The organism is Chitinophaga sp. SYP-B3965, assembly GCF_009647655.1.
Taxonomy (GTDB): Bacteria; Bacteroidota; Bacteroidia; order Chitinophagales; family Chitinophagaceae; genus Chitinophaga.
In genome coordinates, this window is sequence record NZ_WJFD01000001.1 from 962,204 (window position 1) to 980,920 (window position 18,717).

Below are 18,717 nucleotides of genomic sequence, written 5' to 3' on the forward strand. Positions count from 1 at the left end.
ATTACTTATTCTCCTTACGGATGCGTTCCGTTTTCTTTTCTTTCGGTGTTTTCTTAAATATTTCCCTGAACTCGTTATAATCCATTACCAGCATAAAGGTGAGGCCGGTCTCAACGATCTGGCCCTGGATCACGGTTTCCGTGAGGTTGCGCTGATAGGCCCTTACGCGGTAACGGCCATCTTTTGTTAAGGTATATTCTGCGGATACATCCCCAATGATGGAGCTGGCATTCTGGTTCTGTGTTTGTGCACCGGAAATACCAATGTTGGATCCCACGCTTACGGTTAAACGATCACTGAATAAACGTTTGGATACATCCACTTTTAAATTGGTGCTTTCTGTTCTGCTGCCCTGGTCATTGTAAGCATTTTCACTCTGCATATCGAAGTTCACATCAAAACCTTTGATGAGGCTGCCCGCAAGGTTGTTCAGCTGCTGGGAAACGATCTTGCTCACACTTTTCCGGGCAATATCTTCTGCAGCACTGCCGCTTTTACTATCCAGCCCGTCGAATGGATTTTCAGAGATAAAGCGGTTCAGCACCAGCAATCCCATTACCTGTTTATTCAATTCAGAAGGCACCTGGTTGATCTGTTTGATGCGGGTATATACCTGTCCATCCAGCGCGCCCTGGTCTTTTTCCGGCATATCCAGTTCAAATCCGATCTCCGGTTTCATCAATTCGCCGGTGATCTTTAGAAATACTTCTACCGGTACTTTCTGATTGTATCTGCCTCTTGTTGGGTCTGAGCTGCTGATCTGGTCCTGGATCAGATCGCCGGCCACTGCATTTACATCATACTTGGCTTTGATATTTACATCCGCACTTAAAGGATCGCCATTCCAGATGATGGTGCTTCCTTTTTCTATTTTGAATTCTCTTTTGATCAGCTGGTTGAGGGACATGGAGTACTTTCCTTCATTGATCTCATAACGCCCTGTTAAGCTCATTTTGCTGCTGGGGTCCATCGTGAGGTTCAGGGTAGCATTTCCTTTTACTTCCAGGAAGTCCCCGTTTGTACGGTCTATTACCAGCTTCAGGGTGGATTCAGGTGTTACTTCTATATCTCCGGAGAAGATGATGCCTTTGAGCCGGGTAGCGGCGATGGTATCTTTCACGCGCAGGGTGGTATCCAGCCATTCGGCAGGATCAAAGAATTCAACGATGCCTTCCCTGCTGGCAATGCCGGGTTCTTCTTCCGGCAGCATTACCGTTACCTGTGATTTTTCCCGCAGCTTCAGGTTCATTTCTACTCTTGGGAGGTCCAGTGTTCCCCGCACACGGGCACGCACATCTATGTAGGCAGGGCCATAATAGAATTGATCCGGATCGTTAGGATTGGCGGGGCCTAATGCCATAAAGTTCTCTGCCGTTACATCCAGTTGCAGCTGGAACCTGGTGAGGTCTTTCGTTAGTATCTGTCCGTTGATCACTGCTTCATTACCTGAGCTATCCGCAATTACAAATTGATTAAAACGCATGCCTGCATCATCCAGCACGAGGTCTTCAGACGGTAATTGCAGATAGTTATTGATCATGGTTACGCGGCCTGCTACTTTTTCAAAATGCATCTTGCCGCGTATGATGGGTTTATCCAGCGTTCCTTTGATCGTTATATTTCCATTTACATCTCCCTTCATCTGGGTCATATTTCCAAACGTGAAAGCTTCTGCGCTTTTCATATTCAGTTTGGCGATATCCAGCTGGATGTCCATTACATCTGCATATGTTCCTTTTAAATGCACATCATTTCCATTGCCCTGGATAGTAGCATCCACTTGTACGGCATTTGCTGCGGTGGTATTGGCGGTGAGTTGCAACTGACCAACAGGTGTGCCCATGGCGGCAAGACTGTCTATCGTCAGTTTACCATCAATCAGCGGATTATCATCCAGGTTGGTGACGGTGATGCGGCCGTTACTGATCCCTTCCGCCAGTGCGGTATCTTTTTCAATCAGGCTGGTAATGGTGCTTAAGCGGAAATCTTTCAGCTGAACCGTAAGGTCCGGCAATTTATAGTTACTGCGTTCAGGCGCTGACGTTGTGATCAGCAAACCCTGTGCACCTTTTTCAATACCAATATCTGCAAATGCAACGCCGCCATTGCGGATCAGCATTTTATTATCCCCGCTCACGGCCCATTTCTGTCGGTTTAATACAAGGTCTTTTTTGAGGGAGATCAATAGGCTGTCGTTGGGCAGGAAATGTACTAAGCCACCTACTTTGTATTTCTCTCTGCCTATCAGCAGATCCCAGTCTACCAGGCCTTTCCGGGCATCTACGGATAACCGTGTGCTCCGTAAGGGGATCTGTGGATGCCGTAAACGGGCCAGCAATATTTTAGCATCCATGTGTGCGGTATCCACTGTTACATCTGCCATCAGTGTATCTACCATAAACGAATCGTACCGCATGGCAGGGATGGTGAAATGTGCATCCAGGAAGCTGCTGTCTGTATTCAGCCGTCCGTATAAGGTGAGTGGTTTATTCAGATCCAGATCCGGTAATAGTTTGCGTAATGATTTAGGAATAGAGAGGCTGCCATCGAATTGCATCCATTGGCTTTCTCCTTTGGCTACCGGCTGGGTGGCAGTAGCTTCTATGTGGCGCGTAACAAGCGCACCTGCTGCGGTAGCAAATGTCTGATAGTTGAAATCGCCTGTAGCACTGACGTACCCAAAAGGCCCGGTGAGGCGAAGCTTTTGGAGACCGTTTTCCACGGTAGCTTTTAAGAGAATGCTGTCCATGGAATACATCTCCTTATCGTCTGATAATTGCAGCTTGTGTATAGCTGCATATCCGCTGAGCTTACGCGGGGCAAGATTATCCAGTTGTACATCCAGGCAGGATTTTACGATCAGTGGGTCCGTTGTAAAATGGGTGGCGAACAGATCGAATTTGTCCAGGTCCATTTTTGCACTGATGGCAGGATGGAGGGAATCCAGTTTGCCGGCCAGTTCAAAAGTGGCTTTCGCGCTGGTATCGTTGATGTTCCCTTTAGCAGTATAAGCGCCATTTTGCAGGGTGGCATCCATCTTAATGGCATGGTAGGTGTAACGGTTATACGTAAACGACCGGATAGCTATATTGGCTTCCGCATCGGCGGTTTCCGGATCCACACCTTTTCCTTTAGCGGCTACCATACCGTTCAGGTTGCCCATGGCCGTATCTCCGAGGATCTTTCCCAGTTGAAGCTCCTGTGCATCCAGGGCTATGTTGTAACGGATCTTCTTTGTATCCATAAAGTCCGCTACTTCACCTTTCAGTTTGGCATTGCCCATATCCGTGCTTACCAGCAGGTCTGGTTTTAATTGTTGCATGCCGCCACGGATAGCGCCATTCACAATCAATTTATTCGGCAACTGCATGGATGCAGGAAGGGTATTGGGTGGTAACCAGGACTCAATGCCTCTTTTACTGCTGAGCATTTTTACGGTTGTGAGGTCTGCGCCCATGCGATCAGGGTCCGTTACCTGGTAGGCAGTGCCTTTTACGTAGAGATAGTTCTGGTCATTATCTTTTACCTCGAGGCCCGGTATATTCAATTGTGCGAGGCTGCCGGAAAGTTGTCCATGCAGGGCTAAGCGTTTCTTCCACATGGGCTGCAAGGAAGGATTGCTACGCATATCCGGTACAAAGAATAAAGCTTCTTTCAACGTTAGGGTAGAGGGGCGTACATCGGCTTTGATCTCCAGTAAACCTAACTGTTCTGAAATGGTAGACCAGGAAGGTGCTTTAATATGTACATCAGCATCTATGTTACTTTCACCTGTTTGCAGAAGGAAATTGGATAATTGCACTTCCTGGTTAGTGTAACGCACTTTTCCTTTCAGCTTTTTTAACTGGAGGCCGCTTTGTTCTGTAACGGCGCCGGCAAGAATGGTAGCGGTGGTACTGTCTGCACTATAGGCTATATCATTTACATCCAGCAGTAGGTGCTGTATGTTGAGGTAATTATAATCGATGGCCTGTTGATAAGCGATGCGGGGAGCCAGCTGATTGGTCATGGCAAAATCCACTTCCCTGGCACCCAGATGTTTGGCCAGTACTTTCCAGGTATTGGGCGCTGCGCTGGTATCTTCTGTTACCACGGTAGTGTCCATGGCTTTGCGGAAATCGAGTGTGGCTTTTGATTGTTCCAGCGCCAGTTCATCTGTGGTAATAAGGGTTTTGATCAGGTCGAAGCGTAACCTTCGGGATGCCAGTTTACCAATGAAACCTTGTGTGGATAATCCGCTGGCTTCATCGCTGTAACTCCATTGGCTGTTGTGGATGGCCAGTTCTTTAACGGCGAGGTCAAAGGGTGTGGGTTCCGCCAATTCAGTGGTGGTTTTTGCGGCTGGTGGCCGGTATTGCTGTACGATCGTAGCCTGGAGCCCTTCCGCCAGGAAGTTCTTTACATAATAAGTGCCCTTATCCGGCTGCAGAGTATCCGGCAGTACTTCCAGGTTTTTAAGGGTCACGGTGGCCAGCATACCTCCGAGGGAGTCATTAAAGCGGATGTTCATCCTTTCAAGCTGCACGTTGCCGATCTGGTAGGTGAGCGTGGTGCCGGACTCTTCTATCAGTGTATCCTCTTTTGCGGCAGGAGAGCTGAAGGCATCTATTACAAACTGGTAATTGAAAGCGGAATCCTTTGCCGGCCGGTATATGTTGATCACGGCATCTTGCCAGTGGAGGGAGTTGATCTTCAGCTCATTGCTCATGAGGGCCAGCAGGTTGTATTTAAGCGATAGTTCACCGCTGGATAGAAGGGTATCTTTTCTGGTATCACCGATGTACACCTTTTTCAGGGTCATGGAGTTCCACCAGGAAAAGCTCAGTCCGCCTATCCTTACATCCGTTTTTAATTGCTTTTGCAGGTAAGACTCCGCTTTAGCGCGCATGAAATCCTGCACCACAGGTAATTGTAGTAGGATAAGTAACAGAACAGGCAGCAGCAACAAGGCTATTATACTACCAAAGATCCAGCGTATAATTTTTTTCCGGCGGGGAATACTCACTTAGTAATTACGTTTTTATATGGTCAAAGGTTAAACTGCGGAGCAAATATCATACCTGTGCGCAAAAATAAGGGTTTAAAGCCCTACAGTAGACGGAAAATCATTTATTATCATATTATTATAATTGTAATAAATGGGAAAATTGTATAATTTCGTACACGATAATAACTGTAACAGATACTAATTCACTTATCTGCAGCGTTTTATTGTCGGTAACCTATTAAAACCATCAACCTTGAAAAAGATCCTTGGGTTTGTTATAATGCTTTCTACCCCCTTAATGAGTATTGCTCAGGATTGGCATGTGGGCGCTACTGCCGGTATCAGTAATTACAGCGGAGACCTTTCAGAAAAAAGGATCGATTTCCGTTACACCCGTCCAATGATCGGGTTGTTCGTAAAAAAGGATATCAACCGTTACCTGACGCTTCGTGCCGGAGGTACTTTTGGAATGGTAGCTGCCAATGACAGAACAAATGCCAGCATCGCACTGCAAAGCCGTAACCTCAGTTTCAGTTCTCCTGTATGGGAAGGCCACATCGGCGCTGAATTAAACTTCTTCGATATTGATGAAAAGGGATTTACGCCTTATCTTTTTGGAGGGGTTGCCTTGTTTAGTTTTTATCCTACTGCCAAAGATTCTCTTGGCAACAAAATAAGATTACGCCGCCTCAGTACGGAAGGGCAGGGATTGCCGCAATATCCGGAAAGAGGTAATCAATACAGCCTGTACCAGGTATCTATTCCATTCGGTGCGGGTTTTAAATATCTTTTCACGGATCGTTTAACACTTGGTTTTGAAATTGGCCTCCGCGCTACTTTCACGGATTACCTGGATGATGTAAGTACAACGTATGTTGATCAGAATACTTTGCTGGCAGAGAGAGGCCAGCTGGCGGTAGATTACGCTTACCGTGGTGATGAACCTGATACAAAAGGTGTCCCCGGAACCTATCCGCTGGATGGCGAGAAAAGAGGGTCTGCCAAGTATAAGGATTGGTATACTTTTACAGGCCTTACCATCATGTACCGCCTGGGTGGAGGCAGCGATGGCCGCCGTACTACCAACTTCTCCAAGTGCTTTAAAATGTAATAATTTATTTTGGCATGATGGTTGCATTTACAAATGCATTCATCCCCCGATCAAGTCCAAATAGAAAAGTAAAGACAGTTCTGCTGAAAAGCGGAACTGTCTTTTTTTGTGCCTAACGTGCTGGTATAAACGTAGTTAAGGATTTGGCATACTTCTTGAATTTACTAGTACGAGTCCGTCCGCCAATGGCAAAAGGGGACAACGGATAGCAAGACCAATTTAAAACAGCAGGCTATGAAAAAGCTTCTTTTAATGTCGCTCCTGGTAATAGGAGCATCCTATGCTACGCAAGCGCAACGCAGCCGTCACCATCATTACCCACCGCCACCACCACGTCCTGTTGTTGTAGTACAGCACTACGACGATGATTGTTATGATGACAGAAAGGGTAGAGGAAGAGGACATTACAAAAAACACCGGGACTACCGGAGAGATGATTGCAGAGAGAGAGTGGTAGTGGTTCGCCCACGTTATCCATATCCTCCTCCGCCACCGCCTCCTCCGCGCAGGCCCAGGATATCAGGTGTGATCGTATTTAATCGCTAGGTAGTATAAAGTAAAAAAGGTCCCGACGCATCGGGGCCTTTTTTTATCTCCTTTATTGGCCGTACTTTTGCCCCTTGAACGAAAGCAGACAAATCGTATGGCATATAAGCATCTCAGGCATTTTATAGATACGCTGGAAAAGGCAGGAGAACTGGTGCGCATCAGCACTTATGTGGATCCTCATTTGGAAATAGCAGAGATCACAGACCGGATCAGCAAATCTCCGGATGGTGGCAAAGCCCTGTTATTTGAGAACACGGGATATGATTTCCCTGTGCTGATCAATTCCATGGGCAGTTACCGCAGGATGTGCCTGGCATTGGGTGTGCAGGAACTGGATGATGTGGCCCGTGAGATAGAGGGGCTTTTTAAGATGCTCTCCAAACCGAAAGAAAGTATCCTGGATAAGCTGGCTATGCTGCCTAAGCTGGGTCAGTTCGCTTCCTGGATGCCTAAAGTGATATCAGGCCGTGGCGCCTGCCAGGAAATAGTGATGCTGAACTCGGACCTGGGTAAATTGCCGGTAATGACCTGCTGGCCCAAAGATGGCGGACCTTTCATCACACTTCCCGTGATCCATACCAAAGATCCTAATACCGGTTCCCGCAACGTGGGCATGTACCGGATGCAGGTATTTGAAAAAGACATGACGGGTATGCACTGGCACATGCACAAAGTATCCGCCAAACACTTCTCTGAATATAAGAAACTCAACAAACGCATGCCCGTGGCAGTGATCCTGGGCGGCGATCCTGTATATACTTATTCTGCCACAGCACCTTTACCGGAAAATGTGGATGAATACATGCTGGCCGGTTTCCTCCGCAAGAAAAAGGTGGAGCTGGTGAGATGTATTTCCCAGCCGGATATTGAAGTACCAGCTGATGCAGATTTTGTGATCGAAGGATATGTTGAGCCGGACGAAGAACTGATCTGGGAAGGGCCTTTCGGGGACCATACGGGTTATTATTCCCTGGCAGACTGGTATCCGCGTTTTCATGTAACGGCTATCACCCATCGCAAAGATGCAGTGTATCCTTCCACTATCGTGGGGATCCCCCCGCAGGAAGATGCATGGATCGGTAAAGCCACGGAAAGGATCTTCCTGGCGCCCATCAAAATGACGCTGGTGCCGGAGATCGTGGATATGGAAATGCCGGTGGAAGGTGTTTTCCATAACCTGGTGATCGCACAGATCCATAAAGATTATCCCGGCCAGGCGCAGAAGGTGATGAATGCCATGTGGGGTGCGGGGCAGATGATGTTCAATAAGATCCTCGCTGTTACAGATACCGGCACGCGCATCACAGATTATAAAGCGCTGGCACAATATGCCTTTAAAGACCTGAACCCTGCTACGGATGTGTATTTCAGCCAGGGGCCAATGGATGTGCTGGATCATTCCTGCTCCCGGATGGGCTTTGGCGGTAAGATGTGTATTGATGGAACGGGCAAACTACCGGAAGAAAGAGATGATCGTTTTGACCGTACGGTGTTTACGCCAAATGTAAACGCAGCAGCTTTACAGGCGGCATTCCCAGAAGTGAAAGGTGTGAACACAGGCTTATTACAAATGGATATTGCCTGTTTGGTAATTGCGGTGCAGAAAGCGCGCCGTAATCATATAAGGGAACTGCATCCCCAGCTGGTAGCACAACCGGGCATGGAGGGCGTTAAAATGATCCTCTATGTGGAACATACGGTTGATCCGCAGGACCTTCCTTCTGCCCTCTGGCGTTTCTGTAATAACCTGGACCCTAAACGGGATAACGTCCTCACAGAAACACCTTCCAGTAAGGATGCTCAGCTGGTAACGGCCTGCCTGGGACTGGACGGTACCATTAAAACTAAAGAACACGATGGTTTTCAGCGGGACTGGCCAAACATCATTGTGGCAGATGATGCTACTATTAAGAAGATAGATGAGAAATGGAGCACGCTGAACCTGGGGCCTTTTATCGCTTCGCCCTCTTTAAAATATAAACAGCAGATCTATGGAGAAGGGGCAGTAGTTGCTTTTTAGTTTTCCGCATTGCGTAAATCTTATTTCCAAATCCATAAATAACGCGGTACGCATTCAATTATTTTTGCTGCGGAATTTGCCATAACAGGCAAAAGTCTTTTTTCGCAATAATTGAGTTGGTCGTACAAGAAAACGGCGCCTTTTTCAGGGCGCCGTTTATATTTTTATTTGTGAATCTCTGAAGTGAAGTGGAACTCTATCTCCGGGTTATTCGCCCGTTCTGTATTGAGATACCATTCGGACTGTGCGAGGTACACCAGGTGGCCGTCCTTATCCTGCACTACGTTAGCACCTTTAAAGCGTGTGAACTCTTCCAGCTTTTGTTTTGGACCGGTGATCCAGCAGGCTTTGTAGAAAGGCAGGGTATTGAACTGGCAGGATGCGCCATACTCCTGGAGCAGGCGGTACTGGATCACTTCAAACTGCAGGTCTCCCACACAACCAATGATCTTGCGGTTACCGTTGTGCTGGGTGAAGAGCTGTGCAACACCTTCGTCCGTTAACTGGCTGATGCCTTTTTCCAGTTGTTTTGTTTTCATCGGGTCTTTATTCACCAGCTCTTTGAATAGTTCAGGAGAGAAGCTGGGGATACCGGTGAAATAGAAGTTTTCGCCTTCTGTTAAAGTGTCGCCGATCTTGAAGTTGCCGGTATCGAAAAGCCCTACCACGTCTCCGGGGTAAGCATCGTCAATGATATTCTTTTCACGCGCCAGGAAGCTGTAAGGGTTGGCGAAACGTACATCCTTATCCAGCCTTACGTGGTGGAAGTATTTATTCCTTTCAAATTTGCCTGAGCAAACACGGAGGAACGCGATCCGGTCACGGTGGCGGGGATCAAGGTTAGCGTGGATCTTGAAAATGAAACCGGAGAACTTGTCTTCGTTCACTTTTACTTCCCGTGTAGTGGCCGTGCGGTCACGTGGTACAGGGGCAATTTCTACGAAAGTATCCAGCAGGTCCTTTACACCGAAGTTGTTTACGGCAGAGCCAAAGAATACCGGCGCCAGTTTTCCTTCCAGGTAAGCCTGTTTGTCAAACTCATCATATACGCCTTCTATCAGTTCCACATCATTGCGCAGTTGTTTGGCATCTATGGGATTAAACAGTTCATCTACCTGCGGGCTGCTCAGATCGTTCAGCGGCACAATATCATCATCGGTTGCTTTCCTGTTGGCAGCAAAGGAAACGAAACTTTTATCGTAGAGGTTGAATACACCTTTGAAGTCCGTGCCCATGTTGATGGGCCAGCTCAGCGGGCGTACGCGGATGTTGAGGAGTTCTTCCAGTTCGTCCAGCAGGTCGAAGGGGTTTTTACCGTCACGGTCCAGTTTGTTCACAAAAATGATCACGGGGGTGTCGCGCATGCGGCATACTTCCATGAGCTTTTTGGTTTGTTCTTCTACCCCTTTTACGCAGTCAATCACCAGCACAACGCTGTCTACTGCAGTAAGGGTGCGGTAAGTATCTTCGGCGAAGTCCTTGTGGCCGGGAGTATCCAGCAGGTTCACGAGGATATCCCTGTATTCGAAGGTCATCACGGAAGTAGCCACGGAGATACCCCTTTGGCGTTCAATTTCCATGAAGTCAGAAGTAGTATGTTTCTTGATCTTATTGGATTTTACCGCGCCCGCCGTTTGGATAGCGCCCCCGAAGAGGAGGAACTTTTCCGTAAGGGTGGTTTTGCCCGCATCGGGGTGGGCAATAATGGCAAAGGATTTCCTTTTATTTATTTCTTGTTCGTATTTCATCTGATGACGTTGTCTTTTTTTATGGGTCAGATGTTACTCCGTTTCATAATAAATGAGCGCAAAGGTACATTTTTTCTCCTGAAATAAGGCCGTTGCATCGCTTTATATGCTAAATTTGGAATATGCTTTCGACCCTCAAGATTTTATGGAGTAGCCTTGGAATGGCCCTGTCTGAGTTACGGGTGAACAAACTGCGCACCTTTCTCTCGCTGCTGGGTATCACCATTGGTATCTTCTGTATCATTGCCGTACTCACTGTAACAGACAGTATGGAATCCAGTATCAGGAAAGACCTGAAGTCTATGGGTACCAATGTGATCTATCTGCAAAAGTGGCCTTGGGATGGAGATGGTGACTGGTGGAAGTATATGGGGCGCCCTGAACCGGAGTATTCAGAGATGAAGCTCATCAAAGACAAAGTGGCTTCAGCAGATGCGGTTACCTACCTCTTTAGTTCCGGCGGCCGTAAGATAGAATACGGGATCGATTATATGGAGAATGTGGAGCTGCTGGCCGTGACCATGGACCTGGAGAAGATGCAGTCCGTGGATATATTGATGGGCCGGTATTTCAGCCCTTCAGAACTGGTAACCGGTTCTAATGTGATCGTATTAGGCGCTAATATATGGGAAGGATTGTTCTTTACGCCGGAAGCCGCGCTGGGAAAGGTGGTGCGTTTTGCCGGAAGGAACTGTAAAGTGGTAGGTGCCTTGAAGAGGAAAGGGGAAAGCCTGATGGGCGGCGTGTTTGGCGATAATACCATCCTGATGCCTTACCTGTTTGCCCGAACTATTATAGACGAGCGCCGTTTTGCAGATCCTTTTTACATGATCCGCGCAAAAGACGGTATAGCCGTAGGGCAGCTGAAAGATGACCTCACCGGCGCCATGCGTGCCATTCACCGCCTGAAACCCGGGCAGGATAACGACTTTGCCCTGAATGAGATCACTACTGCACAGGATGAACTGAATAGTGTGTTTGGCATCATCAACCTGGGCGGCTGGATCATTGCCGGTTTTGCCCTGATAGTGGGTGGTTTCGGTATCGCGAACATTATGTTTGTAACGGTTAAAGAAAGAACGAATATCATAGGCCTGAAAAAGGCCATCGGCGCACGGCCGGGTATCATCCTGCTGGAATTCCTTTTTGAAGCCGTCATGCTTTGCATGATCGGCGGGGGATTAGGGCTGCTGATGGTGTTCGGGGTGGCCAAGATAGCCCAGAATATGTTCTCCAGCTTTGAGATTGCTTTGTCTACCGGCAATATCATCCTGGGGATGTCCATTTCCGCTATTGTGGGCGTACTGGCCGGATTTATCCCAGCCTTTTCTGCCAGCAGATTGAACCCGGTAGTTGCTATCCGCAGCAATTAGCGTATTTTTGCGCCCAATTATGCCGGTTAATATTTTAGCAATAGAGTCTTCATGCGATGAAACAAGCGCCGCTGTGATAGCGGACGGAAAGGTATTGTCCAATATCATCGCCAATCAAACTGTACATGAACAATATGGTGGGGTAGTGCCTGAACTGGCGTCCCGTGCGCACCAGGAGAATATCGTGCCTGTGGTGGATGCCGCTTTGAAAAAAGCAGGTATGACGCCGGCAGATCTGAGCGCCGTTGCTTTCACGCAATCTCCCGGATTAATAGGTTCTTTACTGGTGGGCAGTTGCTTCGCCAAATCCATGGCCCTGGCGCTGGATGTACCACTGATCGGTGTACATCATATGCAGGCGCATGTGCTCGCTAATTTCATTGAAGATCCCAAACCCGCTTTCCCTTTCCTTTGCTTAACCGTATCCGGTGGCCATACGCAGATCGTATTGTGCGAAAGCCCTTTGCAGATGCGCGTGATAGGAGAAACAACGGATGATGCTGCAGGTGAGGCCTTTGATAAAAGTGCCAAGCTGTTAGGGCTACCTTATCCCGGCGGGCCTTTGATAGATAAATATGCACAGGAAGGTGATCCATTTAAATTCAAATTTCCCGAACCACAGATAGCAGGGCTCAACTTCAGTTTTAGCGGATTGAAAACCGCTATTTTGTATTTCCTGCAGGACAATCGTGCAAAACAGCCGGACTTCGTGGAAGAGAACCTGCGTGATATCTGTGCTTCCATTCAACACCGCATTGTAACCATCCTGCTGAATAAACTGGTGAAGGCATCCGCGGAAACAGGTGTGCGGGAGATCAGCATAGCCGGTGGCGTGAGTGCCAATTCCGGGCTGCGTAAAGCATTGAAGGAATATGGAGAGAAACATCAGTGGAATGTGTATATCCCTAAATTTGAATACTGCACAGATAATGCCGCGATGATAGCCATGACGGCGCATTATAAATACCTGGCCGGCATTTTCAGCCCATTAGACACTATACCCAGCGCCCGCGCTGCTTTTGAATAAATCTAACTTATATGAAAAGAATTGTTCTTGCAATTGTAATGCTCTGTTATAGTGTTACGGCGCAATCTCAGGCTTTAAAAGAATGGAAGGACCAGAAGTATTCCATGTTCATTCACTGGGGCGCTATCTATTCAACATTGGGTGGTGTATGGGAAGGAGAGAAGGTGACGAGGGGATTAAGTGAACAGATCCGTGCGCATCATGGAGGTATCTACAGTGATAACTATGCCGCTGTAGCCAAACGTTTTAATCCTTCTGCCTGGAACCCGGATTCTATCGTACTACTTGCTAAAGCTGCAGGTATGAAAAGTGTGGTGATCACTTCCAAACACCACGATGGTTTTTGCATGTTCAAATCAGCGTACACCAAATTCAATGTGGTAGATGCCACACCTTATAAAAAAGATGTGATCAAAGAACTGTCTGAAGCCTGCAAGCGGAATGGCCTGAAGATGGGGCTTTACTTCTCCCTGATCGACTGGAATTATCCGCAGGCTTCTCCTATTTCTGAAAGCAACAGTGATCCCATTACACCGGAACATCATCAGTATAACCTCAAACAGGTAACCGAACTGCTGAGCAATTACGGACCTATTTCAGAGCTCTGGTTTGATATGGGCTCCTTAACACCTGCGCAAAGTTTTGAGATGGCTAACCTGGTGCATAAGCTGCAACCGGATTGTATGGTCAGCGGCCGCCTGGGCAATGATGCCGGGGATTTTTGTGTGATGGGCGATAATGCTTATCCTGATTATAAAATAGCAACACCCTGGCAAACACCTGCTTCTGTATATGATGAAACATGGGGATACCGTTCCTGGCAGGAGCATGGTAAAGTGGAAGATAAAGCACATGAAAAACTGCTGGGCCTTATTAAGGTAGTGAGCCGCGGTGGTAATTACCTGCTGAACATCGGGCCTCGCGGAGATGGATCTGTAGTGGAGTTTGAAAGAGATGTGCTACTGCGTAACGGTGAATGGCTGAAAGTGAATGGGGAAGGAATATACGGCGCGTCCGCCAATCCTTTCGATCATACTTTTGATTGGGGAGAAGTGACGACTAAGGATGATGTGGTGTATTTGTTTGTTTTAAAAATACCTTCAGGCAGGGTGCTTGATCTGAAAGGTGTGTTCGGGCCTATCAAGGTGATGGATAACAGTGGTAAACGTTTTGCCACAAAGGATACGAAAGAAGGTAAACAGATCATTCTGCCTGCGGACTTTGAGCTGAATGATGATGTGAAGGTCCTGCATTTTGCACATTCGAAATCAGTGTATATAGAGACTCAGAAAGGAATAGATTCGCCGGTGCTTAACAGAGATAATGCTGTAAAACATTACAGCATATCAGGTGCAGATTACAACAGTTATTACCGCAGTACGGTAGCCTACTCCTGGAAGTTCAAAGGCAGATCGCCGATGCTGTTATATACAGAGCAGGAGAAAGGTAAAACTATTACAGCCACACTGAACGGCACTTCAAAACAAATATCATTAAATGGTGCTTCAAAAGTGGCAATAGACCCGGTAACCGTAAGCTTTGGGCAACTCTATCTGAACGGGCCTCATTGGTCTGGCCTGGGTTGGAGCAATGGTGATCTGCATAATGTAGATCCTTCTCAATCCTGGCCTGCTAAAAATGGCCAGGCATGGGTGGCTAAGCCGTCCTGGAAAAATGGAGAACGTTATGAACTGGAAGCAGCGCCTAATGAATCTTACTATGTGCTGCAGGAAATAAATGCGGCAAAGGCAACACCATATGTGCTGCGTTTCACCAGCGGTGATGGTATACAGGTGTTCTTAAACGGAGAAGAGCAAACCGTGCATAATAATCCCGTTCGGGATTCCTTACAGCAGGAATACCTGTTGCTGAATTTGAAGGAAGGGAAAAATCAGCTGGTGGTGAAATTCTTCAACCGCTTTGCAGAGAAAACAGTTTTCTCTATAGATAAAGATGTTCCGCAGGAATTATATCAGCAACCTCTGGATATAAGTTTTGGGCCGAAGAGTGTTTACAGTACACTGGAGGTGAAATTATTTCAACCGGTATCTCCGCACAGGGATATGCGTTTGCCCGGTTTGATGATCAAATTATAATGGCGAATACGTTTTTTAAATTTAAGCAGTTCACGGTACACCAGGAGGGGAGTGCTATGAAAGTTTGCACGGATGCATGCATCCAGGGGGCTTTCACGGCTACGCATCTTCCTGCTGTAGCCCGGCTGCTGGATATAGGCACCGGTACCGGGCTTTTAAGCCTGATGCTGGCGCAGCAGTCTTCCGCTTTCATAGATGCAATTGAGTTGGACGAAGAGGCTGCTTTGCAGGCTGCTGCTAATTTTAATGCCTCTCCCTGGGGAGATCGTTTAAAAGTTCTTAAAGAGGATGTGCGTTCTTTTTCTGGTGGCCCTTACCCCTTCATCATTACGAATCCTCCATTTTACGAGAATGATCTGAAAGGTCCTTCTTTGAAACGTAATGCTGCTATGCATGCCACTTCTCTGGGGTATGAAGAGCTGCTGGCCTCTATAAAACGATTATTGACACCAGACGGCGCCTTCTCCGTATTATTGCCCTATGCGGAGTTTCAGCGATTCAGTGTTTTGGCTTCAGGGGATTTTACACTGAGGGAATTGCTGTTGGTACGCCAAACACCTGCACATGACTATTTCCGCGCGGTGGGAATCTTTGGTGTTCCAGGAGTTTTGCATACTTCCGAAATGTCTGTTTATGATGAGCACCGGCAGTACACTCCTGAATTTAGTGCGTTGCTGAAGGCGTACTACTTATACCTTTAGCATATTCTTCCAGGTAGGCATACCGTTTGGTCAGTTCACCATCGCGGGTGATAGTAGCCCTTTCGATCATATCCGTATCTCCTTTCATCAATTCATCAAACACATATTTCATCAGCTGATCGCCAAAGAACTGGGAGGCATCCCGGGGTAATTCATTGGGGAGGTTGCTTACGCACATCATGGTAACGGCATCTTTATCATAAGGAGCCGTTTTCTGCCGGTTATAGCGGTTCACGCCATACACGGGCTGCTCAATGGTAGCGTCCTCTATATTGCAGGGAATGGAGCCGTTCTGGTCATCTGTAATATCCGCTATCACCTGGATGCGGAAATTATCCTTGGTAAGGTCGTCCCAGGAGAAGAGCGGTTCAATGGTCTTATCCCAATAGATGCCGTTCATGAGCACGTCGCTGCAGGTAACGTAAGGGAGGAATTTGCAGTCGTATTTGCCGGGGTTTGCGTGGAAGTCTTCCCGGCTGTATGTTTTGTCTGTTTTCCTTAAATATAGCTCGCCTGCTTTTAGCTGTGTGTAAACGGGGTAGGCGTAGGAATTGATCATGAACTCTTCAGGTGGGATGTACTTGATAGCCAGGAGGCCCATTACCTCCAGGATCCCTGCCGTCACGCGCCCTGAGCCGGTTGCGACGATCTTTACCGGCGGGAGTTTCACCCCGAAATAGTGGGTGATCAGTTCCTGGAAATCGTGGCATTCATGCACACGCTTGAAGTTAAACAAGCCCGTTCTGCGGCCGTATTCCAGCAGTCCGTTATGTGCGCCCACCACGCCCGCAAAGAACCCGAAGCCCAGGATGCGCTGGCCATCGTCGTGTACCAGGCATTCATAGTCTATGAGCGTGATGTTCCTTTCCAGGATGGTTTGCAGCATGGCCTGGTTCTGTGGTTGTTTCTTTTTGGTATGGGAAAAGAACAGGTATGTTTTGCCCGGCAGCAGTTGGTTGACGGGTACTTCTTTGATGCCCAGGAGGATGCTGCAATGGGAGAGGTCTTCTGCCATATGGATGCCGGCCGCCAGGTATTCTTCGTCTTTATAACAGCGGTGCCGCGAGGGCTGTACCGTGATCTGAACGTTGGGATAGTGGGAGCGTATCCACTGGCATTGCAAAGGCGTAAAGGCTACGCGGTTATCCAGCGGTATTTTGTCTTCCCTGATAAGGCCAATGTGTATAGTGTTTGTCATGATTGTTTTTGGGTACACAACATTACTGTAAATTTGCTTTTTAGCAAAATAAGGATGGACTACGAATTAATACTGAAAGAGATCCTGGGGCAGGGAGAGCGGCAGCCTTTACCCCAGCTTTTTTTGATGGAAATGCTGGTGGTGAATGAGCGTTTGATACAGCTGGAACTGGCGCCGGAAGCGAAGGCTATTGCTAAGCTGCGGGAGCAGCTGGATGGGCTGGAGCTGCAGTTGTGCAGCAGGATACAGCCGGTGCTGGACATGTACCTTTCTGGTAATGCTACAGTAGGGGATGTAGTGCAGTTAAAAGAGTTTTATGTATCACGGAAATATCTTTTGCGAATTATTGATAGATTATCTACATTTGCATCCCGCGATCAGGTAGTTTAGTCCTGAATCGTTGCCCAGATGGCGGAATTGGTAGACGCGCTAGACTCAAAATCTTGTATTCGAAAGGGTGTGCAGGTTCGATTCCTGTTCTGGGCACAAGATTAAAAGGCCGGAGATTATCTCCGGCCTTTCCTTTTTTAGTCCTTTCCCAGGTATGCTATCGTTCATGGCTATACGTTACTACAACTCAAAGAAAAAAAATGTATTTTGGCCCGCTAAACCCGGTGTGAAAGCTCTCACTCTTCATGCCATTAACACAAGCACAGATATGAAAAGACGAAATTTTATTTCCCCATTAGTTCTGCTTTCAGGGCTGTTTTTTATTATGTTCATGGCATCCTGCGGCAAAGAAGGCGGCGTTGGACCACAAGGCCCGGCTGGCCCCAAAGGTGATAGTGCTTCCGGCACTGTGATCTATTCCGCGTGGCTGGATGTGTTGTTTAAGCCAGATACTATTCATCAGGCAAACGGAAAGATTGATACGGTGGGCTTCTATGCTGTGATTGACGCGCCCAAACTTACCCTGGCGCTGTTGAGTACCGCAGATGTAAAAGTATACATAAACACTAACGATGCAACTGATCCTGTCATTTATTCGTTGCCTTACAATGGCAGTTCAGGACTTTACATCCAGCTCACGGCTTACTTGCAGAAGCTTGAGTTGTACTCCAATGCAGACGTAGGTACCAACCTTGCCAGTGGTAAGAAATATCAGCAATACCGGTACATGATCGTGCCCGGCAATGTCTTGGGAAGGTCGGCTGCTCCGGTAAACTGGTCTGATTATGCCGCGGTAAAAGTGTATCTCGGGTTAAAAGACTAAAATGAAATAAAGCCTCGTAAGTCGAAAGATCTGCGAGGCTTTTTCAGTATCAGTAATTATTCTTTGTGTTCTTTAATGCAGGGGATTTAACCGGCGTATAAAAGGGTGAATAACCATTGTAGCTGCTTCTGCTTACACCAATGCTGCCGGAAATGGAAAATGTCCTGTTGTTGTTGATATACATCAACCCCATCTGGGCCATCTGATAAGTGCCAAAGTTGTTGACGTTCATTAAACTATTGTTCTTGTTACTCCCTGGTTGATAAAATCCACTGTTATATTGGAAAAAAGAGGGCGCCACTGAAACGCCCGCGAAGGCGTATATATTATTGGTTAATTGCCGGTTAAGCTGTAAGCCCAACGGTACCGATAAAAAAGTCCCACTTCCTCCATTAAAACCAACAAAACCGGAGGAAATACCAGCATGCTGAGTAACAAACCATTTGTTTTGAAGATGATTGGTATCGGCCATCTGGTTAAAGTGTCCGAAGGCAGGTTGCATGCCATTCATCGGTCCAAAAGATAAAGGCGACTGTGCTTTTACAGTCACAGTGGATATTAAAATCGCGGCAAAAAGGATTGTCCGTATCATCTCCCTAAAGATAAGCTTCCTTTTTTACTTTAAGCATGATGATGCACACTAAAATCCGAAGGCCTGAATTTAGTTAAATGGTAAAACGTATTGCTAAAAGAA

General features: G+C 47.3%; 13 protein-coding genes and 1 tRNA gene. 10 read left to right on the plus strand and 4 right to left on the minus strand.

Going from position 1 to position 18,717, the window contains the following annotated elements; genetic code table 11:
• Position 1: 1 nt before the first annotated feature.
• Positions 2-5,005 (minus strand): translocation/assembly module TamB, encoded by a 5,004-nt coding sequence (locus GFS24_RS29405; RefSeq protein ID WP_153658229.1) that lies wholly within the window; start codon positions 5,003-5,005, stop codon positions 2-4.
• A 235-nt stretch (positions 5,006-5,240) separates the two neighbouring features.
• On the opposite strand from GFS24_RS29405, the gene GFS24_RS03765 reads away from it, so the two are divergent.
• The 3 genes from GFS24_RS03765 to GFS24_RS03775 all read left to right on the plus strand — a co-directional run bounded on the left by GFS24_RS03765 (position 5,241) and on the right by GFS24_RS03775 (position 8,667).
• A complete protein-coding gene (locus GFS24_RS03765; protein ID WP_153658230.1) occupies positions 5,241-6,098 on the plus strand; it encodes a DUF6089 family protein in 858 nt (285 codons plus the stop codon).
• Between the two features lie 234 nt (positions 6,099-6,332).
• A complete protein-coding gene (locus tag GFS24_RS03770) occupies positions 6,333-6,644 on the plus strand; it encodes a hypothetical protein (RefSeq protein WP_153658231.1) in 312 nt (103 codons plus the stop codon).
• A 97-nt stretch (positions 6,645-6,741) separates the two neighbouring features.
• On the plus strand, positions 6,742-8,667 hold the full coding sequence (locus GFS24_RS03775; protein ID WP_153658232.1) for a menaquinone biosynthesis decarboxylase: 1,926 nt from the start codon (positions 6,742-6,744) through the stop codon (positions 8,665-8,667).
• 164 nt (positions 8,668-8,831) lie between these two features.
• Here the strand turns inward: GFS24_RS03775 and GFS24_RS03780 are convergent, their stop codons facing one another.
• Positions 8,832-10,415: a peptide chain release factor 3 gene (locus GFS24_RS03780; RefSeq protein WP_153658233.1), complete on the minus strand. Its 1,584-nt coding sequence runs from the start codon at positions 10,413-10,415 to the stop codon at positions 8,832-8,834.
• Between the two features lie 122 nt (positions 10,416-10,537).
• Between GFS24_RS03780 and GFS24_RS03785 the strand changes: the two genes are divergently transcribed.
• The 4 genes from GFS24_RS03785 to GFS24_RS03800 are packed head-to-tail and all read left to right on the plus strand — an operon-like array spanning position 10,538 to position 15,612.
• A complete protein-coding gene (locus tag GFS24_RS03785; protein ID WP_153658234.1) occupies positions 10,538-11,788 on the plus strand; it encodes an ABC transporter permease in 1,251 nt (416 codons plus the stop codon).
• Positions 11,789-11,807: 19 nt separating this feature from the next.
• Entirely contained in the window at positions 11,808-12,815 is a 1,008-nt protein-coding gene (tsaD, locus tag GFS24_RS03790; protein WP_153658235.1) for a tRNA (adenosine(37)-N6)-threonylcarbamoyltransferase complex transferase subunit TsaD, read from the plus strand.
• A gap of 11 nt (positions 12,816-12,826) precedes the next feature.
• Positions 12,827-14,911, plus strand: a complete 2,085-nt coding sequence (locus GFS24_RS03795) for an alpha-L-fucosidase (RefSeq protein ID WP_153658236.1) — start codon at positions 12,827-12,829, stop codon at positions 14,909-14,911.
• Complete coding sequence (locus GFS24_RS03800; RefSeq protein ID WP_153658237.1) at positions 14,911-15,612, plus strand: tRNA1(Val) (adenine(37)-N6)-methyltransferase; 702 nt, start codon at positions 14,911-14,913, stop codon at positions 15,610-15,612. The genes GFS24_RS03795 and GFS24_RS03800 overlap by 1 nt, the downstream gene beginning before the upstream one ends.
• Here the strand turns inward: GFS24_RS03800 and GFS24_RS03805 are convergent.
• On the minus strand, positions 15,575-16,810 hold the full coding sequence (locus GFS24_RS03805) for an NAD(P)-dependent oxidoreductase (protein ID WP_153658238.1): 1,236 nt from the start codon (positions 16,808-16,810) through the stop codon (positions 15,575-15,577). The genes GFS24_RS03800 and GFS24_RS03805 overlap by 38 nt on opposite strands.
• 54 nt (positions 16,811-16,864) lie before the next feature.
• Here GFS24_RS03805 and GFS24_RS03810 point away from each other — a divergent pair, with 54 nt between their 5' ends.
• From GFS24_RS03810 to GFS24_RS03820, 3 genes are all read left to right on the plus strand, one after another.
• Positions 16,865-17,200 carry an iron-sulfur cluster co-chaperone HscB C-terminal domain-containing protein gene (locus tag GFS24_RS03810; RefSeq protein ID WP_153658239.1) on the plus strand — a complete coding sequence of 112 codons (336 nt, stop codon included), beginning with the start codon at positions 16,865-16,867 and terminating at the stop codon, positions 17,198-17,200.
• 12 nt (positions 17,201-17,212) lie between these two features.
• Positions 17,213-17,296: transfer RNA gene (locus GFS24_RS03815), tRNA-Leu, on the plus strand.
• A 172-nt stretch (positions 17,297-17,468) separates the two neighbouring features.
• Complete coding sequence (locus GFS24_RS03820; protein ID WP_153658240.1) at positions 17,469-18,023, plus strand: hypothetical protein; 555 nt, start codon at positions 17,469-17,471, stop codon at positions 18,021-18,023.
• Between the two features lie 49 nt (positions 18,024-18,072).
• On the opposite strand, the gene GFS24_RS03825 is transcribed toward GFS24_RS03820, so the two are convergent.
• Positions 18,073-18,615: a hypothetical protein gene (locus GFS24_RS03825; RefSeq protein ID WP_173002960.1), complete on the minus strand. Its 543-nt coding sequence runs from the start codon at positions 18,613-18,615 to the stop codon at positions 18,073-18,075.
• Positions 18,616-18,717 lie beyond the last annotated feature (102 nt).